Below are 18,162 nucleotides of genomic sequence, written 5' to 3'. Positions count from 1 at the left end.
CCGCTATTGCCAGGGCCGACCTGAATAGCATATTGCTGTGCCCAGCTGCTGTCATACGTCGGGGGCGAAGCGGCCCACACATCGTCTACTCCTGCCCAAGCAGTCTGACTGCAACAAAAAAGAAGAACTGTTGTAACAACAGCCGCAAGGTATCGAGAATGGCACTTATCGATATTTAGAGTCATGTAAAGCTCCTTTTTTGGGTTCGTTTGACACTTTGTCTGGCACGTCATCATTAATAACTTGAATTTTAAACGGGCATATTCTAACCATGTCGTGTGTAGCTCATGTCACTTACTACACTGCTGAAGAACAGCAACACTTGCCGCAGCTGGCTGGGGAATAAACCAACCTTGATTTGTATCTGAAACGGTCTCCCATATGCGAACATATGCTCTCCCGCCTTCAAATCGCCCCTCTACTGCACCAGCCTTGGTAAATGGTCGTCCATCTTTACTGTATGATAATGGAATCACCGTAACTTTTAAATTACCTCGCCCTGGGGGGCAGGTAACTAAGCTGACTGGCTGATTATTTTGTTGAACATTATTAAATGCCAACCCTGATAGAACAGTCCTGTTTGCTAATCCATTCATTGATATATCCTTTACGTTTTCAATAGCAAAACCAGCTGCATTCATATTTCCCTTGAGCGGCCGACTGCCATCCAGCATGTAGAATTCATCATGAGCAATCTCAGTACCAGGGCGGCCTATTTCGGCCACAATATTAGTGCCTGAGACTGTGGCAAAGGGAACTTTAGCCAGTAACTCAGCCGCGATAGTGTCACGCTGTGATGGGGGGGCTTTAGCCAAAGGAACCGTTAATTCAAACCTTGGGATTGTCAGATTCCCATTCACGCCATAAGCCCTGGCAGAAATAGTATCTCCCCAAAGAGTTTCTGTAATAGGTCTGCAGTTACCAGCACTAGAGTCCGTTGGTGAACAATCTTTGAAATAGCCCTCATTCACCAACACCTGTATCGATGATGGAAAATTAGTTGGAGAAACTATGTTGTTAGACTTGGCTTGAACCTGATATCGTTCAGATGCCTTCATGAAGGTTTCTACTATGCGCTCTGCTTGCTGTGACGCACGCGATTCAGCTCTGTTTTGCCTGATTTCTTTAAATACAATCCCGCTAATGTAAACCATTACCACAAGTACAATAGATATTTCTATGAGCGTGTAACCACGTTGCTTAAGCATTTTATTTAGCCCCTACGCCATGTTCCCAGCATGTTGAACCATTCCGATACATCTCACTAAACGGTGAGTTCCTAGGTGATTTAATGGGGAACTGAAACTCCAATAATCCTCCATTAATATTATCGGCCTTTGAATCTGAATATATCTCGTTCGCTAATGAGGGATTCCTAGTGTCTATCGAAACAATAATAAGCGTTGGCTCAGATCCCCTGTACCCAAATGAAAAATTAGTAATCCATGGTGTCGGGTATACAGAAGATTGTGGAACCCCAGCAGTGACTAAATCACTATGTGAGATACTAACACCGGTTAGGCACCCATCTGTTTTTTTCAACCTTAGTGTCCGGTGAATTCCATTGCTTACGTCAAACGCGATACTAGATGCCTTACTGGCCTCCTTCAAAATTTTGGCATTCTTCTGAACTGCGGCAACGCCCAATAAAAGAGTTAATGCCACCGAAGTGGCAATCAATAACTCAATTAACGTATATCCGCTATTTCTATTCATCTATTAATCTCTTCATACCAAAGTAGCTGACTGAAGTGTGGGTGAAAATCCACCCACACTTCAAATCATCACATAGTGGCTTTAATGCCAGTACCGGTTACCACTAACGAGGCGCAACCAGTAGCAGTTTGGCAGCGTCCGTTTGTCATTGGTGCCAAAGTATCAGCCAGGTCTGTTATGTAATCCGATGGGAGCGCAGTAAAGCTAATATCAACCAAGCTGGGGTTGGTTGTATTTGCTGCAACTGTGATGTCTCCACCAAATGCATTTGACTTTTTACCATCTTTGGTTGCTCCACACATAGTATCATCAAGTAATTTGGAGCCCACTGCACATAGCACAGACATACTCACACCAGTTTTGTTTGGCCGCCCCTTCTGCCAACGGTCTGTTGCAGCGGTAATCGTCTGGGTTTGCTTAATTAAAAAATCCTGTTTTCTTTGGTATGTCACACCTTCTCGCGCTTGCATTATAACTGCGACTAACACCCCGATAATAGCGATCGCAATGGACAATTCTATCAAGGTAAATCCCCCTTGTTTTTTTAGGCGGGGGTTATTTTGGTTGTTGGTAGTGTTATTCATTTGTTTTTCCCTAATAAAAGTATGTATCAAGAAACGACTCTGCCAGATTGAGCTATAATTAAATAGCTACCACCTGCCAAAATTGCCATGCCAGCACCCGCGGCCATCATAGTAAGCGCATTTGCCAATTTACCTAAAGTTGTAATTTGTTTTTTTAGTTTCCTCCTCTGTCTTTCCGAGCACTTCATTAAAACGCCAGCAACATCTTCACTATTGCTAAGGATTTTTATCCGCTGTATTTCTTGACGGCCCAATAACCCTACATCAAATACATCACCATAGTTTTTCTTTCCTGATGCAATTTTTAGCTTAATTTTTTTTAATTTATCCCCTAACCACTTACTGGAACCATGAGAGATAACACCTATGCATTCATTTAGTCCGAGGCCAGCACGCATGAGGCTGGCAACGCTTGCAAGTACGGCAATAGAGTTCAAGTCCCTATACTGTTTAAAAACAAAATAATCATCAACACTGTCTCTATTTTTTACATTTGGTAAAACCCATGCCATAACGGAAATTAGAATCACAATGAATGATAGGATGGCAAACTGCCAATTATGACAAAAACTACAGAGGCTCCATGCCATCTCAGATATTGACCCCCACTTATTAAGCGGAACTATATTCTGTTGGTCTAACAAATAATCATAGGCAGGCCCCCCAGAGACAACAACAAGCGCAGTCAACATTAGCGATGGATACTTAATCGCATTTAAAATTTCCACTGTGAGGCCTGATGCGTCCTTCACGGTACTAATGCCAATATCTAACCCCATAGCAATATCACCAGCTTTAGTTCCGGCGGCCAGCGTAGATAGAACTATGGGTGAAAACCATCCGGACATCCCAGATGTGATCGGCTGACCATTCCGGATAGCCATCAACATCTCCCCGGCTAAACATTTTGTTGTTGAATTGCCAAAATCAATAATGTTTTGACAAATTTGCATATCGTCAAGTCCAGAGTTTATAAGCTCCTTGTAATCATCCAGGAACTCAATTTGAGCTGATTTAAAGAAACTCATCCTAAGAAAATGCTTCTTTATCTGGGTCATGTTCATATTAACCCCTTCACCTGTTCTGCAGCTGAGTTAATATCACAGATCCCTGCGCTAACCTTCTTAAGAGCATAATACTGTATGCTCCGCCATCCATTCTCCAGAAGGTGCTTTTTCCATGCCAAGGCATTTCCTGTCGCAACAAATGCTCTATCCTCATCGGTTAATTCAATGACCTCCATAACGATGGTTCGACCCTTCTCGCCCATCGTGCATTCGTTACACCCTTCAGGGTTCTTGACGCGAGCATTTTCTGTTTTATGTTCCAAGACCCGATCAAGTAAGGCTTTCTGATCCTTAGAGGCCTTTTCATATGGAATTGAACAATGAGGGCAAAGCTTGCGAATCAAGCGCTGGTGCGCGAACACTGAAAAAACATCTGGACTACTGGCAATGACTCCCGGAACACGTAAATGTTCAACCAGTTTTGTTGCAATACCTGTAGCACTTGAAGTATGTGTCGTCCCGATAAGCAGGTGGCCAGACTCTGACAAATGGGTAAACTCGGCGGCGCTTTTTTGATCTCGGACCTCTCCAAAATAGATCACATCAGGATCTTGCCTGAGCATGGTTTTTGCGTAATATGTGAAATCACGAGTAATACCATTTTTTGTTTTACCATAATCAATTCTAGTTTGTGCCACCCCATTAAGTGACCACTCGGGTGGATCTTCTAATGTATTGATATTTCGCTCATGGTCAACGATGGATAGAGCAGACATAGCATTTGTTGTTTTCCCTGAACCGGTTGGGCCTGAGAGAACTACTGCCCCTTGCGGTTGACGAATAGCCCTTTCAAGTATTTCAATGTGTTCTTCATCCATTCCCATATCTGCGAAGCTGGGAATTTTATCATCAATCGATGTAAGGAGTCGCAACACAGTCTTTGTGCAGTCAGTATCATCGGCACTGATGCCGCTGACGGGGATCAATGAACTCCTCCAATCCCACATGCGTAATTTACTCCCAACATTGATAAGCTTGGAAAAACTACCTGCATTTGGAACTAAGGGAGAATAATTTTCCTCTGAATTTCCGAGCGCTTGAAATATGTACGCAGTTAATTCCGCACCATACTCCTTTGACTGTAAGGCTGACAACTCGACCAATCGTCCATCGACCCTAACTTGTATTTTTGACTTACCACCCTTTACCAAAATGTGAATATCAGAACCACGCATCCTAATGCACTTGGCGAGCAGTCCCATCAGGCGTTCTTCAACCTGAGTAGATATAGCGGTAGCAGCCTTCTTATGGTTATACCCTGGCTCACTAGCCTGTGTCGAGCCGGCTTGAAGTGCGCTAAGAACCTCCTCGCGATTTGAAAGTCTTATTTCAGGCTCGCGACCTTGCAAAAGGATTTTCATTTTGCTGACTATTCTCTGAAAGTTTTCACTATCAGGGTTGCAGGTATATACAACATTATTTTCATCAACAAAACAGCTCTGATCTTCCAGGCACAACGCCAAGATTGTGTCATTATTTATCAGAGGGGTACGTGTTTTTGCCTGTATATTCATTGTTGTAGCCTCAATATGACATTGTGATGCATCTTGTGGATTTACCTTGTTCAGCACACAACTGCTTGTCATTTATCGATGTGATCTTAACGCCATCTACAACTTTACCTACGCTGACTGGTATCATTCGCCCAGCTTCCCCGACAGAAACATATGCGGTTAATTTGCCATCAACCCGAGCAGCATAGCGAAGGGTCAGTTGCTCGATGTTAGGCCTACGGGGAGACGATACGTTTGCTTCATTGAATGTGATGCCGGTACCGGCTGGTACAGATTGATTTGTTGCTGCCACCATGCCCATTGGCATCTCATCCGGCATTAAGAACGCATCTTTCGGTATGCCCTTATCTGCAGCTGTTGTCTTTTTGTTGGTGCTACTGCTGGCAGTCGCTTCAGCCTCAGCTTTGTTTGTCGCCGATGTAGCTTCAGCTTTCGCCCTTCGTTCCCCCAAATCCAAGAGTGTTTTTATGCTGTCAGACACAACAGGGATCTCGACTGCTGCAGGCGGTTGCGGGGTTGTAGCCTCTTGCCCTGGGGTTGTCTTCAGTGACTCTGATGACCCAGGCCCATTTGGCTGCGATGCCATTAATTCTTGTAGGCGTGCGGCTCTATCCGCCTTTTTTTGCTCATTAGCATGATATAGGTAAGCGGCCCCTAAACTGGAAACAACCAAAATGCCTACCAAGGTCAATATTTTTTTTGTTTCCGGTTTCTTTTTCTCGTCATTCATTGTGCACTCCCTCCAAACTGAATTACTGCATTGCTGAGGGAGCAATCCCCTCCTTTACCATAACTAAAATTTGCCGACTCGATCTTCATTGGTAAGCCGCTCAGGTTCTTTCCTATTTCATTCATCAGCCACGGATTGGTTTGAATACTCAAGCTAGCATTTCGTGTAATCCATACGCCATTAGGTTGCACCGGTTCAAAACTAGCTTTCACATTTGCTATGTGAGAAAGCCGGGAGAAGAAGTCAGCCACAGAATCATCTAATTTTTTGAAGTTCATTTGATGTTCACTCCAATAAGAGCTTACCGGTAGGCTTACGCCTAAAAATGGCAATGAACCATCAAATGACAGAGACAGTTTATTGTCATCAGCCCAATGACTTATCACAGTTCGGTCGATACCCAAATCAGGAAGAATGACACTTATACTCCCAGGAGAAATAGTTCCCATTGGTATATCTGTTGGGATTGGTGTTGTGCTGAATTTTGCACACAAAATACCAAGCTCGCTGATTGCATCACCGGCAAGTTGCGCATCCTGCCAAGCACCACGATACGAATACCACGGGTCCCGAACTTCAGGCGGAGGAGGAGGGGGAGGTTTAGGCCAAAACACCCATGCAACAATAGCGATACCTACAGAACCAATAATTACTGGCTTAGCGATCCGAACTAATGGGGACCCTCTGTACTCTTTTAGTTCAAACTCATCAGTATTAAGATCTAAAGTCTCTATGACAATTAGATTTGAGACCTCAACAGGCAGCTGAGTCGTTGAAAATAAACTGGAGCCCTTATTGTAAAGGATCAGCCACTCTGGCAACTCTGTCTTATCCACTAACTCATCACGTCGAACGTGTTCATCATCCCACAGTACACAGCGATATGTGCCATCAGACTCGATGATGCACGCCCACGACTTTGGTAGTTCTGCGATAGAATTAGCTAGAGCATTGGCTATACACTCACCCCAAGCGACCTCTGCCTCGTCACTTGCAACACGCGTAACAAAGTCACCGCTCTCGAACACGAGTTCGTACTTACGAGCGTATTCAGTCCGCCACTTCTTGAGCGTTTCCTTCTGTTTGCCACCATGAGGCAATGTTGTTCTAATAATATCCATCATTAGATCCGCTTTGGTGTAATAAGAACGATCGTCTCTGTCGAGCTACTCATTCCAGCGTTACCACCCAAGAATGGAACCTTCAAAACGCTACTCTCATCTGATTTATTCGATTTTTGTTTATAGCCATTCAATACGAGTGTCTCCCCATATTTTAGCCCTACATCCTGATCGAATTTAATTTCTTGAACTTGAGGTGCGCGAATTTTAACGCCGCTTACGTCTGTATCCTGCCAGTCAACAACCTTAGAAAGCACTCCGGAAATTTGAAGATTCACAATATCATCAGATATGTTTGGCATTACAGACATGGTAAGACCATCACTGACAACAGCATCTTCAACCTCTACGCTCGCATCTGCGTTTTGGTTTGGTGTTACAGTAACCCTTGCTATATATGTTATTTTTTCTGAATTATCTATCGACGCGACACGGTTATTTCGTGCCACTGTTCTTGGCTCATACTCAACACCAACATGACCTTGCATTTGCAATGCTTTCATTAGGATTGTTGTGCCATCCCATTTAGGGTGAGTAGAGGTGAACGAAAATCCATAATTACCAGTTGATCCTATAGTTGGTAATGCTGCACCTGTGAAATTAAGCTTTCCATCGGACACGGCTCGGACTACATTCCAATCAATGCCAAATTCAGATCCTTTTGACCCCGTAAACTGCAAGACCTTGACCTCTATCATGACTTGCCTAGCAATAGATTGCTTTCTCGATGATATATAACTCTCTACCAGATTCATTCTGTGCGGAGTGGTACGCACTAATATCGCAGCAGTAGATGGCGTAATGATCACATTTCCTTCTAATGGATTCTTATCATCTTTGCTGACGCCATCTTTCTTGAGGATGGATTCTATTGCTGCAAGGAAGTCATCAAATGGATTAACATCCACACCTTCAGTCGTTGAATAGGTATCCGCATTCCCAAGTGAACTTGCTACAGTTTTTGTGGCCAGCCCTTCACCACTACTGTTGTTGGAATTAGCTTTCCGACCAAAGAGGAATGAGCTTTTTCCAAGCATTGAGTTGAGCTCAAAAACTTTCGTAACATATCTCTCAAATTTAATTTTGCTCCCATTTACAGTCACCGAGACATCCGCCTTAGCGGCTATCTCATTAAGCGCACCATTTATATCACCTTGATAGTCAATCGAAATAGACTTTCCCTGGCTTACATCAGGACCATAATCGACAGTCACCTTCTGATTTGCAGACTGAAGCAAATTCCTTACAGCGAAGCTTAGGGGGATATTTTGCCCTTGAACTGATGCCGGCTTACTGACCCACCATGGAGCGCTTTCACCGAGCGTAGGATTCAAGTCCAAGGGCGGTTTTTCGATGAAGATGCTTTTTGATGACTGCGGCGTACCACCTTGCTTCTGGATTTGTTCCAACGTTTCATTCGCAGCCTTTTTCTGCTCTAAGTAATCAGTCGCACCGCAGCCGGTGAGAGCAAATATTACGGAAATAGCTACAGCACTACGCGATATCATCATCAAGGCCTCTTCACAAAGTAGACAGTCTGGGTTGCTTTTAAGAGCTGTGGCTGGACCGGGAATGACTCAACCAATTCGTTCATCGCAGCGACAACATCCCCCAGTTCAGTAACAATCGGCCAGCCAGAGGACACGTAGAAATCTTTTGTTTTCCAGTCTTTTTCCGTAGTGTTCCAACCATATGCGGCTACCAATCTACTTATATTGGCTTTCAAGCTGCCTGCAGTTACCTGGAATGTCTGAACTGAAACTCCTGGTGAGTGAATGACTGCACTTTTATTCAGCGTGTCATAACTGATGACATACTGTGTTTTTGTTTCATTGATAAAAGCTGTTCTGGCCGCTTCCATGGCGCCATTAAAGTCAAACGATGAAAATTTCTTCTCTTTCGGAGACTCGGAAAAACCAGCCGGTTCGCCACTGGGGAAGTACACCATCACTGATTTATAACCGCTCTCACGGAACCATCGAGATAAAGCTCGTTCCCACGTTTCCCCAGCCCGGACAATTAGGACTGTTTGCTCTGGCGTGGCCTGTACTGGATGTGATTTTGTGGTAGGTACAAAGGCGCTTGGAGTGATGCCCTTTTCATTCCATGCAACAGGAGAACTTGGCAGCGGAGCCCCTTTATTTATGGATGTAGCATTGACAGCTTTGTCTACTTTCTGCTGGATGACACCCTCAATGCTATTGCGAGTTGAGATCAGCTGTGGCGCACTATGCCCTTCAACAACATTCATGGAATGGCAGCCACTCACCAGTGCGGCGGTAACAGATACAGATATGAGCATTAATCGCACTTGATAACCTCCGTGGCGGTTATCGTCGCAGAGCGATCCCGCTCATGAATTTGGGGTAGTAGCGGTAGACCGGAGAAAAATGCCTCAAGAGCTTTTATTGGCTCTTTTTTGTCTATTTCGAACCCGGCATCGAACTGCCAATCGCAGTGGGCAGGCACCGTTTTCGACCAACGAATTGCTTGTAGCCCCAAGGCAAAGCGAAGCCCTTCCAGTTGCCCGCGTAGTGATCCCGGGTGCACCATGAAGAATCGCTGTTCTCTATCGCGACGAATGAAGTTGATTGCTTGTTGTCGATCATTAACGACCTGGCGCAGGCGATTTATCTGCCCAGAGATCCGTTGGTTATGCTTGGCATATTCGGCACTCAGAGCAGCAAGATCGCTCTGCAGGAGCGCAATCTCTTCGTTCAGAGCTGCAATCGTCTTATCCCCGTATGTATCTCGAGCCATCTCCGCCATTGGAGGTGTTTTCCTCTCCGGACGAGTGGGGTAGCTCTCGTTGGCATGTGCCGGCAAGGCGCTTAACAGAGTGACGACACTCAATGCCAAGGCTGTTTTTCTCATGGATGTCACCGCTAATAAAACCTAGGGTGCTTTATACAACAGCTTGGCGGAATAAATTGTACGTCCAAAAACAGGGGGGTTTTCAGCCTCTTCACTGTGTGCAAAAAAAAACCCGCATCACGCGGGTTTTTTCAGTTGTTATCGAGCTGACTTAGCCGTTGCTGGATACGGCCAGGAGTAAATCTACCCGACCACACCAGGCCCGTATCTACAGTAACCTCTTGCCGAATCCTGACTTTCATATTTTGACCTGTCATGTCATGGATCATCTCAAGTAGCCGGCCTTCAACCGCATGGAGGAACTGAACATCCTTCAGCGCCATTTTTAGCAATGCCATTTGTCGTTGCTCACGAGCTTTGGCTCTCCTTCGTTGGCGCTCCATAAGGGATGGAACAACAACAGCGAGTACAGCGAAGCTCCCTGATATGACGGTAGTTATGATGCCTACATCCATATGGGTTCACCTGCTCTCAGAAGCTCGAGCTCCCGAGCCTCGCCAGCCAACACAACATTGGCCTTTTCGCATACAGAGGCAGCTTTTTGTATTGCTCGATCGACCATGATTTCCAAAGTATCAAGCGTCTTAGCACGACGAAACTTAATGAGATAGTCAATTTTTTCCATAATACCCCTACCTATTAATTGAAAGTTTTTCATCAAGAGCTTGTGCCAAAAGTATTGGCCACTCCGGATAAATATTATTTAACGCCCTGATTAACTTATTCCCATCTATCTGCACAAAAAGCTCCGAGTTGATGGAATCAATATTGGGTTGAACTATCTTACCGGTTGTTTTCACAAAATTTGCACCCATCACAGGATCACAGCTTGCATAGAGTCCTAGATCCGCTATTGGAACAATTTTACCAGATGATACAAGTACACCTCTTGTTGTAACGTCAAACATAATTTTCTCCACTTGGATTTGTACCCATCAAGGGCTATTTGGTGTTGGCGAATGCCCGGGTTGGTGTTGATCGCGAGTGGCGCTTGCAGATCGAGGCGCCATAGACAGCCAGGGGCTGTTTCTGTATGTGCGCTGACGCCGGAATATTGCCGGTGAACGAACATGCAGAATCAGCCATTGAGGGCTTGGGATAGAGGTAATTCAGGGTAGGGTGCGGCATAAGCCGGGGAGTTGAGGTTGGTGCCGAGCCTACAGGCCTGTCCCCCATCAGGGCACCGAGGACATTAATAGATTATCGAATACAAATTAAATTCGCAATTCGATACACGCCAAAAAAATGGGCAGCCCTGGGCTGCTCACCGGCGGCGCGGCTGGCACAGGGCAGCACCTGCTCCCGATACTGGCCCACCGGCTGGGGTTACCCACCACGGCGACCGGCGGCGCGGCGGCCAACACCCGCTCCCGATGCTGGCCAACCGGCAGGGGATCACCCGCCACGGCTGCGACCAGGCAGGCAGCTGCAGATCACCGGCGGCGCGGCAGGCGGCGGCCAACATCCGATCCCGATACTGGCCCACCGGCTGGGGTTACCCACCACGGCGGCGACCTGGGCGGACAGCTGCAGATCACCGGCAGCGCGGCGGGCACTGGCCAACACCGACTCCCGATGCGGCCCACCGGCTGAGGGTTACTCACCACGGCAACCGGCGGCGCCCGGGCAGGCTCCAGAAGATCACCGGCGGCGCGGCAGGCGGCGGCCAACATCCGCTCCCGATACTGCCCACCGGCTGGGTCGAACCAGTGATTAAAACATGATGAGTTCTAAACTTTGAGGATTGATAGAAAAAACACTTTGATATCCATGCTCTTAGCGCGAAAATAAATTTATGTGGTTCTCTAAATCAATTAAAACATGAGAGGATTTTATGAAACACGCTTGCATTACCTTTTTATTTTAGTGTTTATATCTTGGGGGGTTAACATGTTTTTGCTAGATGATTTTTTAGACAACAGGCTGTTTAGATTTATCACAGGCATAGTTGCAATAATATTGCATTTTATTCTATAAAAAATAATCCACAGTTTTGACCTGTGGATTACCTAGTAAAATATAACCATATCATGGATACCAAACAGCCATAGTGTTCTCAGTTTCCACCACAACCTTCTTATTACAGACCATAATCATAGACCTGAATTTTACCCGCAGGGTTCTGCACTCCCTCAGCAAGATCGCGTTGAGTGTAGTATGCCATTCCTACTGATATGAGCACGCCCAAGATTAACAACACCTGCACTATACTAGCAAACACCTTCATGTGATGATGCTCTTTCTTAAGGTATGACATCAGCAAAAATATTAAAATGGCTAATCCAACCCTACCCCATATCATCTTCACGATCGCGACTATCAACACAAGTGAATCCCACATACTATCACCCCTTAATTACATAGAAATAATCCTTTTCCCTGCGTTCCTAACTTACATCTAGCAAGCTCCCTGCCCTGCCCTGCCCTGCCCTGCCCTGCCTACCTATACCAACCTGGGCATAGGGCACTACACCGGCCCTCCACCTGATGCAGAAAAATCTAGTGTTGCAATCAGATGTCACCCTCGAGGTTCATTCAGCAAACCCCTTTCCTACTTTTAAAAAATACTTTTACACTACCCCCAAAGAATCCCTCATCATATTTTATGCTTATTAAATGCCGCCAACATTTCGGCTGGGTCATTGAAGTAAATTATTAAATGATGAGGAAGTCATGTGTAACACACGTTATACATGACACCGATTATTATGGCAACAGCAATAATTTAAAAGAATTAAAAAACGTGTTTGAAAGTATTGTTGCCACTCACAGTTACGTTCTGTGAGTGGCAGACTGTAGCTCTATTTTTTAAAAGTGTTTTGCGTTGACCCATCCAACAAACTCTCCGGCTGAGGAAACATGCCATTGCATCGGAAGTTTTAATTAATGGCCGATGTTCTCTCTGTGTAGATGCGTTCACCGTTTCGGTATCCATCTTCGGTCAATGTAAATGCAAGCTGAAGTGACTTTTCATTGCGGTACATAGTTAACATCTGGTGTTTTACCAACGTATGACATGACACTCTAAAGTTATTAGGGAGAATCGATGCAGCTCTGGGATTATTAAGTAATTTCAGAAGAGTAACAGCCGGGATTGGGAGATCTGACCTCTTGAGGCTCATCGCATAGAGAACAAATAAAATATCTTTTTGTGTTGCAGATAAGCGCATGGCCCCCCCCTTAATCATATCACATATGAATAGGCTACCATTGCTGGCCACATCCATACAACCACCACTATTCATACTAGATATGATTAAGGCTGACTACCCCTATCCTATGTCAAAGCATCAAGCGTCCCGTTGATTGTGAAACCTTGTCTGTCTGCGTGTCACCTGCCCCCCCTTGCGTAGTGAAAAACTAAGGGATGATCGAGGTAAACCAAACGCCAAGAAATGGGGCACTAGAATGTCATTTTTAAACGCTACCAATTTTCTCGATTTCCTCTTTGAGACAACAGCAATTAGCAGTTCAGGCCACGCCAAGACCGTAATCGCTCGAACGATTGCACAGAAAATAGACAACAACATTGAAGCGATCAAAATCGTGAAGCAGGGCTTGGCTGATGGAACGCTCGCCGTGTCTCCACACGAAAGAGCTATTCTTGCGCAATATGCAGGCTGGGGACAGCTTGCAGGGCTCTTTGAGCCAGAGCACCCCCGCCACGTTGAGCTTAAAGCCCTTGTAACCCCTGCTGAATTCTCTGCTTTAGAAGCTTCTGTCCTGACCTCTTATTACACTGCCGATTGGCTCATAGACGCTATGTTTCGTGCTGTATCCAGGTTGGGGGTACACGATGGGTGCATGCTTGATTTTGCGGCCGGTTCTGGTCGTTTCCTGAATCGTCAACCCGCCACAATGGCCACAATGAAACGATTCGCAGTAGAGCTCGATGGGCTCACAGGCAACATTGCCCGCATGCTGAATCCGAATGCAAAAATCTACATCAATCAACCATTTGAACATGTAAAGCTTCCTAACAGCGAAAATTTTTCTCTGGTTATAGGTAACCCCCCTTACAGCTCAGTACCAGCCAAAGACCGCGCATTCGGGCAGCAAAGTTTACATAACTACTTTTTGCTGCGAGGTTTGACCGAATTACACCGTGGCGGGCTGATGGCTGTTGTCGTGTCCAGTTGGGTCATGGATTCCAAAGACAATGACGCTCGTTTAAGTCTGGCAGCTCGGGGAGAACTGATTGCGGCCTGCCGCTTGCCCAACTCCGTTTTTAAATCTGAGGGTGCGAATGTTGTTACCGACATACTGATCTTCCAATCATGCTCAAATCCCGAAGAGAGTCCGGTATGGCTGGATACAGTGGAACAGGAGGATGAAAATGGTGGAACATTTCGTATTAATCGACTTTTTGCCGAGCGCCCCGACCTTGTGGCGGGCTCAATTAAAGCCCCCACTACGTTCAATGTCTCATGTGCTGTTGATGCACCAAACGATGACCTGGCTGTTGTTGTCGGTTCTATTTTGGATAAACAGACAACGGCTCCGATATTCTTTCGCAAAGCAAATATCCAAGTAGCCCGAAAAGGCATTGTTGTCGCCCCAGCAGGCTTGGCCGATGTTGGCCCCTATGAGTTCTGCCAGTCCACAGCTGGCGAGTTGCTGCGTCGCGTAGCTGATGTCATTGGAGTCGATGGCCAAAAAATTCCCACATATCAGGAGATCGAGTTCAAATCGGCCAAGGATAGCTTGCGCGTAACGGCCATGCTGCGCGTAAAGAAGATCCTGGCAACTCTGATAACCTCCGAACAAGAAGATGCGCCTGAATCAACTCTACGCACGCTCAGGGCCGATTTGAATGCAACATATGACCGATTCATTTCGGATTTTGGCCCATTTCATGCGGCTAAAAATAAATCAGTGCTCGGTGAGGACCCTTGGTATTACCGGCTTCGGGCCCTAGAAGTTGATTATGTCGCTCCGATTAGCCCCGCGGTTGCAACCAAGGAGGGCATTGCAGAACGTAAGGAGTATTGGGAAAAGGGTTCTTTTTTCAAGCGCCGCGCCATCACGCCAACCGTGCACCCGACTTCTGCTGAAACTCTTTCTGATGCTGTGCTGATCTCTGTCAGTTTCAAAGGCTATGTGGATCTGGCCTACATCCGGGACCTTGTTCGCTTCGCGGGGACAAACCAAGAATTGCTGCAGCTACTGGCAAATGAGCGGCTGGCCTATTTAGACCCTTCAAATGGCAAGCCAGTGATTGCAGCAAAATATCTGTCAGGATTCATCCCCGCCAAGCTCAAAGCTGCGCGGATAGAGGCCAACATCAACCCGCTTTTCGAGACCAATGTTGCCCACCTGATGCAGGCGCTGCCAACACCAGTCAAAGCTGTAGATATTTTCACTCCGATCAATTCGCGGTGGTTACCCCGCCATATCCAAGCAGCTTTCATCCGCCACTTGGCAAAAAATCCAAGCTTGGATGTGAACGTTACCCTTGTCGATGACGAATTTTATGTGGCCCATGATTTTATCCCGTACCTGGTACTTACCTCCGAATGGGGCACACAACGCCGCGACATGAGCAAACTCATAATTGCTCTGTTGAACAATCGCACAATTGAAGTCCGAGATCCGCATCCAACTAATCCTGGTGCGACGGTCCCCAATAACGAAGAGACCATGGCAGCCCAGCACAAAGCTGAAGAAATTAAGGCCGCTTGGGAGGCTTGGGTTCTGGATGATGCAGAGCGCCGCAATGAGATTGAGGTTGCTTACAACGAGAAATTTAACGGATTTGTTGCCCCTAAATATGACGGCTCACGATTGCCGTTGGCAGGTTCAGCCCTCGAGCTTTTCCGTACCCAACGTAACGCTATAGCCAGAATTATCCATGAGCGGGCAACGCTAATTGATCATGCAGTTGGTGCCGGTAAAACATATGTCATGATAGGTGCCGCCTCAGAACTGAGACGCATTAACAGTAACGAGCGAATTATCATGGTTGCTCCAAATCATCTGGTGGCACAACACGCCACAGCGGCACAGATGCTGTTCCCTGGTATGAGCGTATTTGTTCTCGATAAGAAAATGATGAGTCCTGCCACACGTCGTACCGCTTTGGCTCGGCTTGCCATCACTGACTTCGATCTGTGCATCATTCCTTTAAGCGTCTTCGGGTTAATCCCGGCGCCCCATGAACTACAAGTCGAAATGCTTGAAGAGGAAATTGATCACCTTCGAGAATGCCTTTCTTCCTTAGAGGGTGCTCGTATACCCGTTCGGAGAATGCAAAGCCGTATTCAACGAAAAGAGGCTGACTTAGCAGAACTGATAAACAAGCACACCGACGATATGCTCGACTTCGAAAGCCTACGAATTTCCTCACTTATCGTTGATGAGAGCCATTTTGGGAAGAACCTTTGCTACGCCTCGTCATTACAAAACGTTGCGGGTATGGGTCAGGCATCGGGCAGTAAGAGAGCTTTTGACCTTTATGTAAAAAGTCGTGCAGTTCTTCGTTCGGGTGGGCGATACGTTGAGGCAACAGGAACCCCCATATTGAACTCCGTTATTGAGGCTCATCGTCATCTGCGAGTGCTGGCAGAAGAGTTTACCCAGTCAGCAGGCTTAACCCATTTTGATGCGTTTAGTGCCGTCTTTGCGCAACCCGTCTCTGACTATGAACTATCGGCATCAGGGCGGGGCTACAAACTTAAAACGCGCATCAGTACCTTCACAAACCTCACTGAACTGCAATCGATCTACTCAAGCTTTGCCGATGTGATCACCAGTGAACAGCTACCCGATGTATTGCCAAAATTGGCTGACGGCCGCAGCGCTATTCCACCGCTCACAGGTGGCAAAATATTGGAATTGGTGATTGAGCCGAATATTCATCAAGAACGTGGGTTTGCTGAGATTGTCCGTGCATATGCAAACATAGATAGCAGACAAAACAATCCTCTCAAATTACTCAATCAGGGCCGGATGCTCTCGCTCGATGCTCGCCTAGTCTATCCGGATGCTCCCGACTATAGGGACAGCAAGATCAACACAGTGGCCCGCTACATCTTGCAAAAGTACCAATCAACAAAAAGTATCCGTGGAACCCAAATCGTCTTCATGGATCGCAGTGTGCCAGCTCGTCACAGAGCAGGGGTGGCAAAGGAGTGGGCAGACCTATTCGCTCGAGCTAATCAGGGCGATGAAGAGGCACAAGATCGCATTGCTGGATTGGATGAGCTAGAGCTCACCGCCATGACCTCCAATACATTCAGCCTTTATGATGAGCTTGTTGAAAAACTCGTCAAAGGCGGTGTTGCGCGTAACGAAATTGCCGTTATTCATGACTATCGAACTGATGCCCGTAAAGAGGCATTAAGAGACATGATGAATGATGGCCAGATCCGAATCTTGCTCGGCTCAACAGAGTTGGCGGGCTCTGGTTTAAATATAAACCGTCGCCTTGTTAGCTTAATACACTTCGACTTACCTTATCGTCCAGGGGATTTAGCCCAACGAGCCGGGCGCATAGAGCGCCAGGGAAGTTTGCTTTGGGCAAATGACCCCAATTTCACTATTGATGTGGTCGCGCCTATAACTCGCCGGAGCCTTGATGCTTGGCAGTTAGGTCTTCTCCATACTAAGCAGCGTTTTATCAGTCTTTTCCGACAGCTTGATAATTCGGTTCGACACTACACCGAACAAAATGACGCTATCGACTATGCAGAATTGAGCGCCATTGTTGCGGATGATCCACGAATTCTCGAGCATGTTCGTGGTAAAGCCAAACTGCGTAAACTTGAGGCGGCTAGGAACAACTGGTTCCGTAATCGCGTCAGACTTGAAGATCAAGCAAACCTCATTGAGCAAAGAAGCACAACAATGAGTAGTAAAATGCAGGTCATTAGGACCGATGCGACTGCTATCTCCGCTACTTCTGATGAATTCCTGATCCAGGTCGACGGTGAGAGCTATACCAAGATGGGCTCGCATTCCACAAACTCGACACGTAATCAGATAACTACCGCTTGCGCTGCCGCGGGTTATAAATTTCTTCATGCAAGCAATCGCGTTGTAACAGGAGTTCAGTACGATTTAGCGCAGTATCGTGGTGCTACATTGGTTTATGAGAAATCGCATTTCCCATCGCTTAACTTTGGCAACCAATTCACGGTTCGTGGGCCATCAGGCAATATCTATGAACTGAATCGGGTTGACCGTGACACTATCAACGCTGTGATGTTGGCATTTGTCAAATTGGTCGATAATTTGCCCCAGTTACCCCGCATAGCAGCCGCTCAGATCACAACCTGGACAAATATGGTTGCCGAGTACCGCGCAGAAGCAGCAAAGCCATTTGCCAATGAAACAGAACTCTGTGAGTTGCTGAATATGCTCAGAGAGCTTGAGCGGGCACTCACAGATGACCAAGCAGGGCAGGAAATGCCTGTGAGATACGCGGCCTAGCCTATATCCAACTTCGGCAGGGGGCAATGTGCTCCCCCTGCCCTCTCCCTCCCCTAGTCGCCAGTCATTTGATGACGCAGATTTCCCTGTGTACGCGACAGCGTGACGCCTCCCCTCCCCCCCCCT

17 protein-coding genes are annotated in these 18,162 nt (G+C 46.5%); 1 reads left to right on the top strand and 16 read right to left on the bottom strand.

Annotated elements, in window-relative coordinates; all coding sequences use genetic code 11:
• The 16 genes from OKC42_RS13845 to OKC42_RS13770 form a co-directional block, all read right to left on the bottom strand.
• The coding region (locus OKC42_RS13845; protein WP_270820091.1) for a hypothetical protein at nucleotides 1–185 on the bottom strand (185 nt) is incomplete at its 3' end.
• Between the two features lie 105 nt (nucleotides 186–290).
• Complete coding sequence (locus tag OKC42_RS13840; protein WP_270820090.1) at nucleotides 291–1,208, bottom strand: type II secretion system protein; 918 nt, start codon at nucleotides 1,206–1,208, stop codon at nucleotides 291–293.
• Between the two features lies 1 nt (nucleotide 1,209).
• Complete coding sequence (locus OKC42_RS13835) at nucleotides 1,210–1,716, bottom strand: prepilin-type N-terminal cleavage/methylation domain-containing protein (RefSeq protein ID WP_270820088.1); 507 nt, start codon at nucleotides 1,714–1,716, stop codon at nucleotides 1,210–1,212.
• Nucleotides 1,717–1,784: 68 nt separating this feature from the next.
• Complete coding sequence (locus tag OKC42_RS13830; RefSeq protein WP_270820087.1) at nucleotides 1,785–2,300, bottom strand: type II secretion system protein; 516 nt, start codon at nucleotides 2,298–2,300, stop codon at nucleotides 1,785–1,787.
• 26 nt (nucleotides 2,301–2,326) lie between these two features.
• Nucleotides 2,327–3,364 carry a type II secretion system F family protein gene (locus OKC42_RS13825; RefSeq protein ID WP_270820086.1) on the bottom strand — a complete coding sequence of 346 codons (1,038 nt, stop codon included), beginning with the start codon at nucleotides 3,362–3,364 and terminating at the stop codon, nucleotides 2,327–2,329.
• Nucleotides 3,361–4,938 (bottom strand): GspE/PulE family protein, encoded by a 1,578-nt coding sequence (locus OKC42_RS13820; protein ID WP_270820085.1) that lies wholly within the window; start codon nucleotides 4,936–4,938, stop codon nucleotides 3,361–3,363. The genes OKC42_RS13825 and OKC42_RS13820 overlap by 4 nt, the downstream gene beginning before the upstream one ends.
• Entirely contained in the window at nucleotides 4,892–5,611 is a 720-nt protein-coding gene (locus tag OKC42_RS13815; RefSeq protein ID WP_270820084.1) for a hypothetical protein, read from the bottom strand. The genes OKC42_RS13820 and OKC42_RS13815 overlap by 47 nt, the downstream gene beginning before the upstream one ends.
• On the bottom strand, nucleotides 5,608–6,735 hold the full coding sequence (locus OKC42_RS13810; RefSeq protein ID WP_270820083.1) for a hypothetical protein: 1,128 nt from the start codon (nucleotides 6,733–6,735) through the stop codon (nucleotides 5,608–5,610). The genes OKC42_RS13815 and OKC42_RS13810 overlap by 4 nt, the downstream gene beginning before the upstream one ends.
• Nucleotides 6,735–8,243: a hypothetical protein gene (locus OKC42_RS13805; protein WP_270820081.1), complete on the bottom strand. Its 1,509-nt coding sequence runs from the start codon at nucleotides 8,241–8,243 to the stop codon at nucleotides 6,735–6,737. The genes OKC42_RS13810 and OKC42_RS13805 overlap by 1 nt, the downstream gene beginning before the upstream one ends.
• Nucleotides 8,243–9,043, bottom strand: a complete 801-nt coding sequence (locus OKC42_RS13800; RefSeq protein ID WP_270820080.1) for a hypothetical protein — start codon at nucleotides 9,041–9,043, stop codon at nucleotides 8,243–8,245. Before OKC42_RS13800 ends, OKC42_RS13805 begins: the two co-directional genes overlap by 1 nt.
• Nucleotides 9,034–9,606, bottom strand: coding sequence for a hypothetical protein (locus OKC42_RS13795; RefSeq protein ID WP_270820079.1), 573 nt, complete (start codon nucleotides 9,604–9,606; stop codon nucleotides 9,034–9,036). Before OKC42_RS13795 ends, OKC42_RS13800 begins: the two co-directional genes overlap by 10 nt.
• Before the next feature lie 131 nt (nucleotides 9,607–9,737).
• On the bottom strand, nucleotides 9,738–10,061 hold the full coding sequence (locus OKC42_RS13790; RefSeq protein WP_270820078.1) for a hypothetical protein: 324 nt from the start codon (nucleotides 10,059–10,061) through the stop codon (nucleotides 9,738–9,740).
• Complete coding sequence (locus OKC42_RS13785; RefSeq protein WP_270820077.1) at nucleotides 10,052–10,231, bottom strand: hypothetical protein; 180 nt, start codon at nucleotides 10,229–10,231, stop codon at nucleotides 10,052–10,054. The genes OKC42_RS13790 and OKC42_RS13785 overlap by 10 nt, the downstream gene beginning before the upstream one ends.
• Nucleotides 10,232–10,238: 7 nt before the next feature.
• Nucleotides 10,239–10,514 (bottom strand): hypothetical protein, encoded by a 276-nt coding sequence (locus tag OKC42_RS13780; RefSeq protein ID WP_270820076.1) that lies wholly within the window; start codon nucleotides 10,512–10,514, stop codon nucleotides 10,239–10,241.
• Nucleotides 10,515–11,686: 1,172 nt separating this feature from the next.
• Entirely contained in the window at nucleotides 11,687–11,947 is a 261-nt protein-coding gene (locus tag OKC42_RS13775; RefSeq protein WP_270820075.1) for a hypothetical protein, read from the bottom strand.
• Nucleotides 11,948–12,485: 538 nt separating this feature from the next.
• Nucleotides 12,486–12,833, bottom strand: coding sequence for a chromosome segregation protein ParM (locus OKC42_RS13770; protein WP_270820074.1), 348 nt, complete (start codon nucleotides 12,831–12,833; stop codon nucleotides 12,486–12,488).
• A 181-nt stretch (nucleotides 12,834–13,014) separates the two neighbouring features.
• On the opposite strand from OKC42_RS13770, the gene OKC42_RS13765 reads away from it, so the two are divergent.
• Entirely contained in the window at nucleotides 13,015–18,036 is a 5,022-nt protein-coding gene (locus tag OKC42_RS13765; protein ID WP_270820073.1) for a DEAD/DEAH box helicase family protein, read from the top strand.
• The last annotated feature ends 126 nt before the right edge of the window (nucleotides 18,037–18,162 follow it).

Source organism: Aeromonas sp. Y311-2 (assembly GCF_027706025.1).
In the GTDB taxonomy this organism is placed as follows: domain Bacteria; phylum Pseudomonadota; class Gammaproteobacteria; order Enterobacterales; family Aeromonadaceae; genus Aeromonas; species Aeromonas veronii.
Note: the sequence above shows the minus strand (reverse complement) of the source record. Positions and strands in the feature narration are given on the sequence as shown.

What these genes read in the sequence shown, in the direction of transcription:
- OKC42_RS13840 (WP_270820090.1), bottom strand. Translation starts at nt 1,208, where the DNA reads ATGCTTAAGCAACGTGGTTACACGCTCATAGAAATATCTATTGTACTT.
- OKC42_RS13835 (WP_270820088.1), bottom strand. Translation starts at nt 1,716, where the DNA reads ATGAATAGAAATAGCGGATATACGTTAATTGAGTTATTGATTGCCACT.
- OKC42_RS13830 (WP_270820087.1), bottom strand. Translation starts at nt 2,300, where the DNA reads ATGAATAACACTACCAACAACCAAAATAACCCCCGCCTAAAAAAACAA.
- OKC42_RS13825 (WP_270820086.1), bottom strand. Translation starts at nt 3,364, where the DNA reads ATGAACATGACCCAGATAAAGAAGCATTTTCTTAGGATGAGTTTCTTT.
- OKC42_RS13815 (WP_270820084.1), bottom strand. Translation starts at nt 5,611, where the DNA reads ATGAATGACGAGAAAAAGAAACCGGAAACAAAAAAAATATTGACCTTG.
- OKC42_RS13810 (WP_270820083.1), bottom strand. Translation starts at nt 6,735, where the DNA reads ATGATGGATATTATTAGAACAACATTGCCTCATGGTGGCAAACAGAAG.
- OKC42_RS13805 (WP_270820081.1), bottom strand. Translation starts at nt 8,243, where the DNA reads ATGATGATATCGCGTAGTGCTGTAGCTATTTCCGTAATATTTGCTCTC.
- OKC42_RS13795 (WP_270820079.1), bottom strand. Translation starts at nt 9,606, where the DNA reads ATGAGAAAAACAGCCTTGGCATTGAGTGTCGTCACTCTGTTAAGCGCC.
- OKC42_RS13790 (WP_270820078.1), bottom strand. Translation starts at nt 10,061, where the DNA reads ATGGATGTAGGCATCATAACTACCGTCATATCAGGGAGCTTCGCTGTA.
- OKC42_RS13785 (WP_270820077.1), bottom strand. Translation starts at nt 10,231, where the DNA reads ATGGAAAAAATTGACTATCTCATTAAGTTTCGTCGTGCTAAGACGCTT.
- OKC42_RS13780 (WP_270820076.1), bottom strand. Translation starts at nt 10,514, where the DNA reads ATGTTTGACGTTACAACAAGAGGTGTACTTGTATCATCTGGTAAAATT.
- OKC42_RS13775 (WP_270820075.1), bottom strand. Translation starts at nt 11,947, where the DNA reads ATGTGGGATTCACTTGTGTTGATAGTCGCGATCGTGAAGATGATATGG.
- OKC42_RS13770 (WP_270820074.1), bottom strand. Translation starts at nt 12,833, where the DNA reads ATGGATGTGGCCAGCAATGGTAGCCTATTCATATGTGATATGATTAAG.
- OKC42_RS13765 (WP_270820073.1), top strand. Translation starts at nt 13,015, where the DNA reads ATGTCATTTTTAAACGCTACCAATTTTCTCGATTTCCTCTTTGAGACA.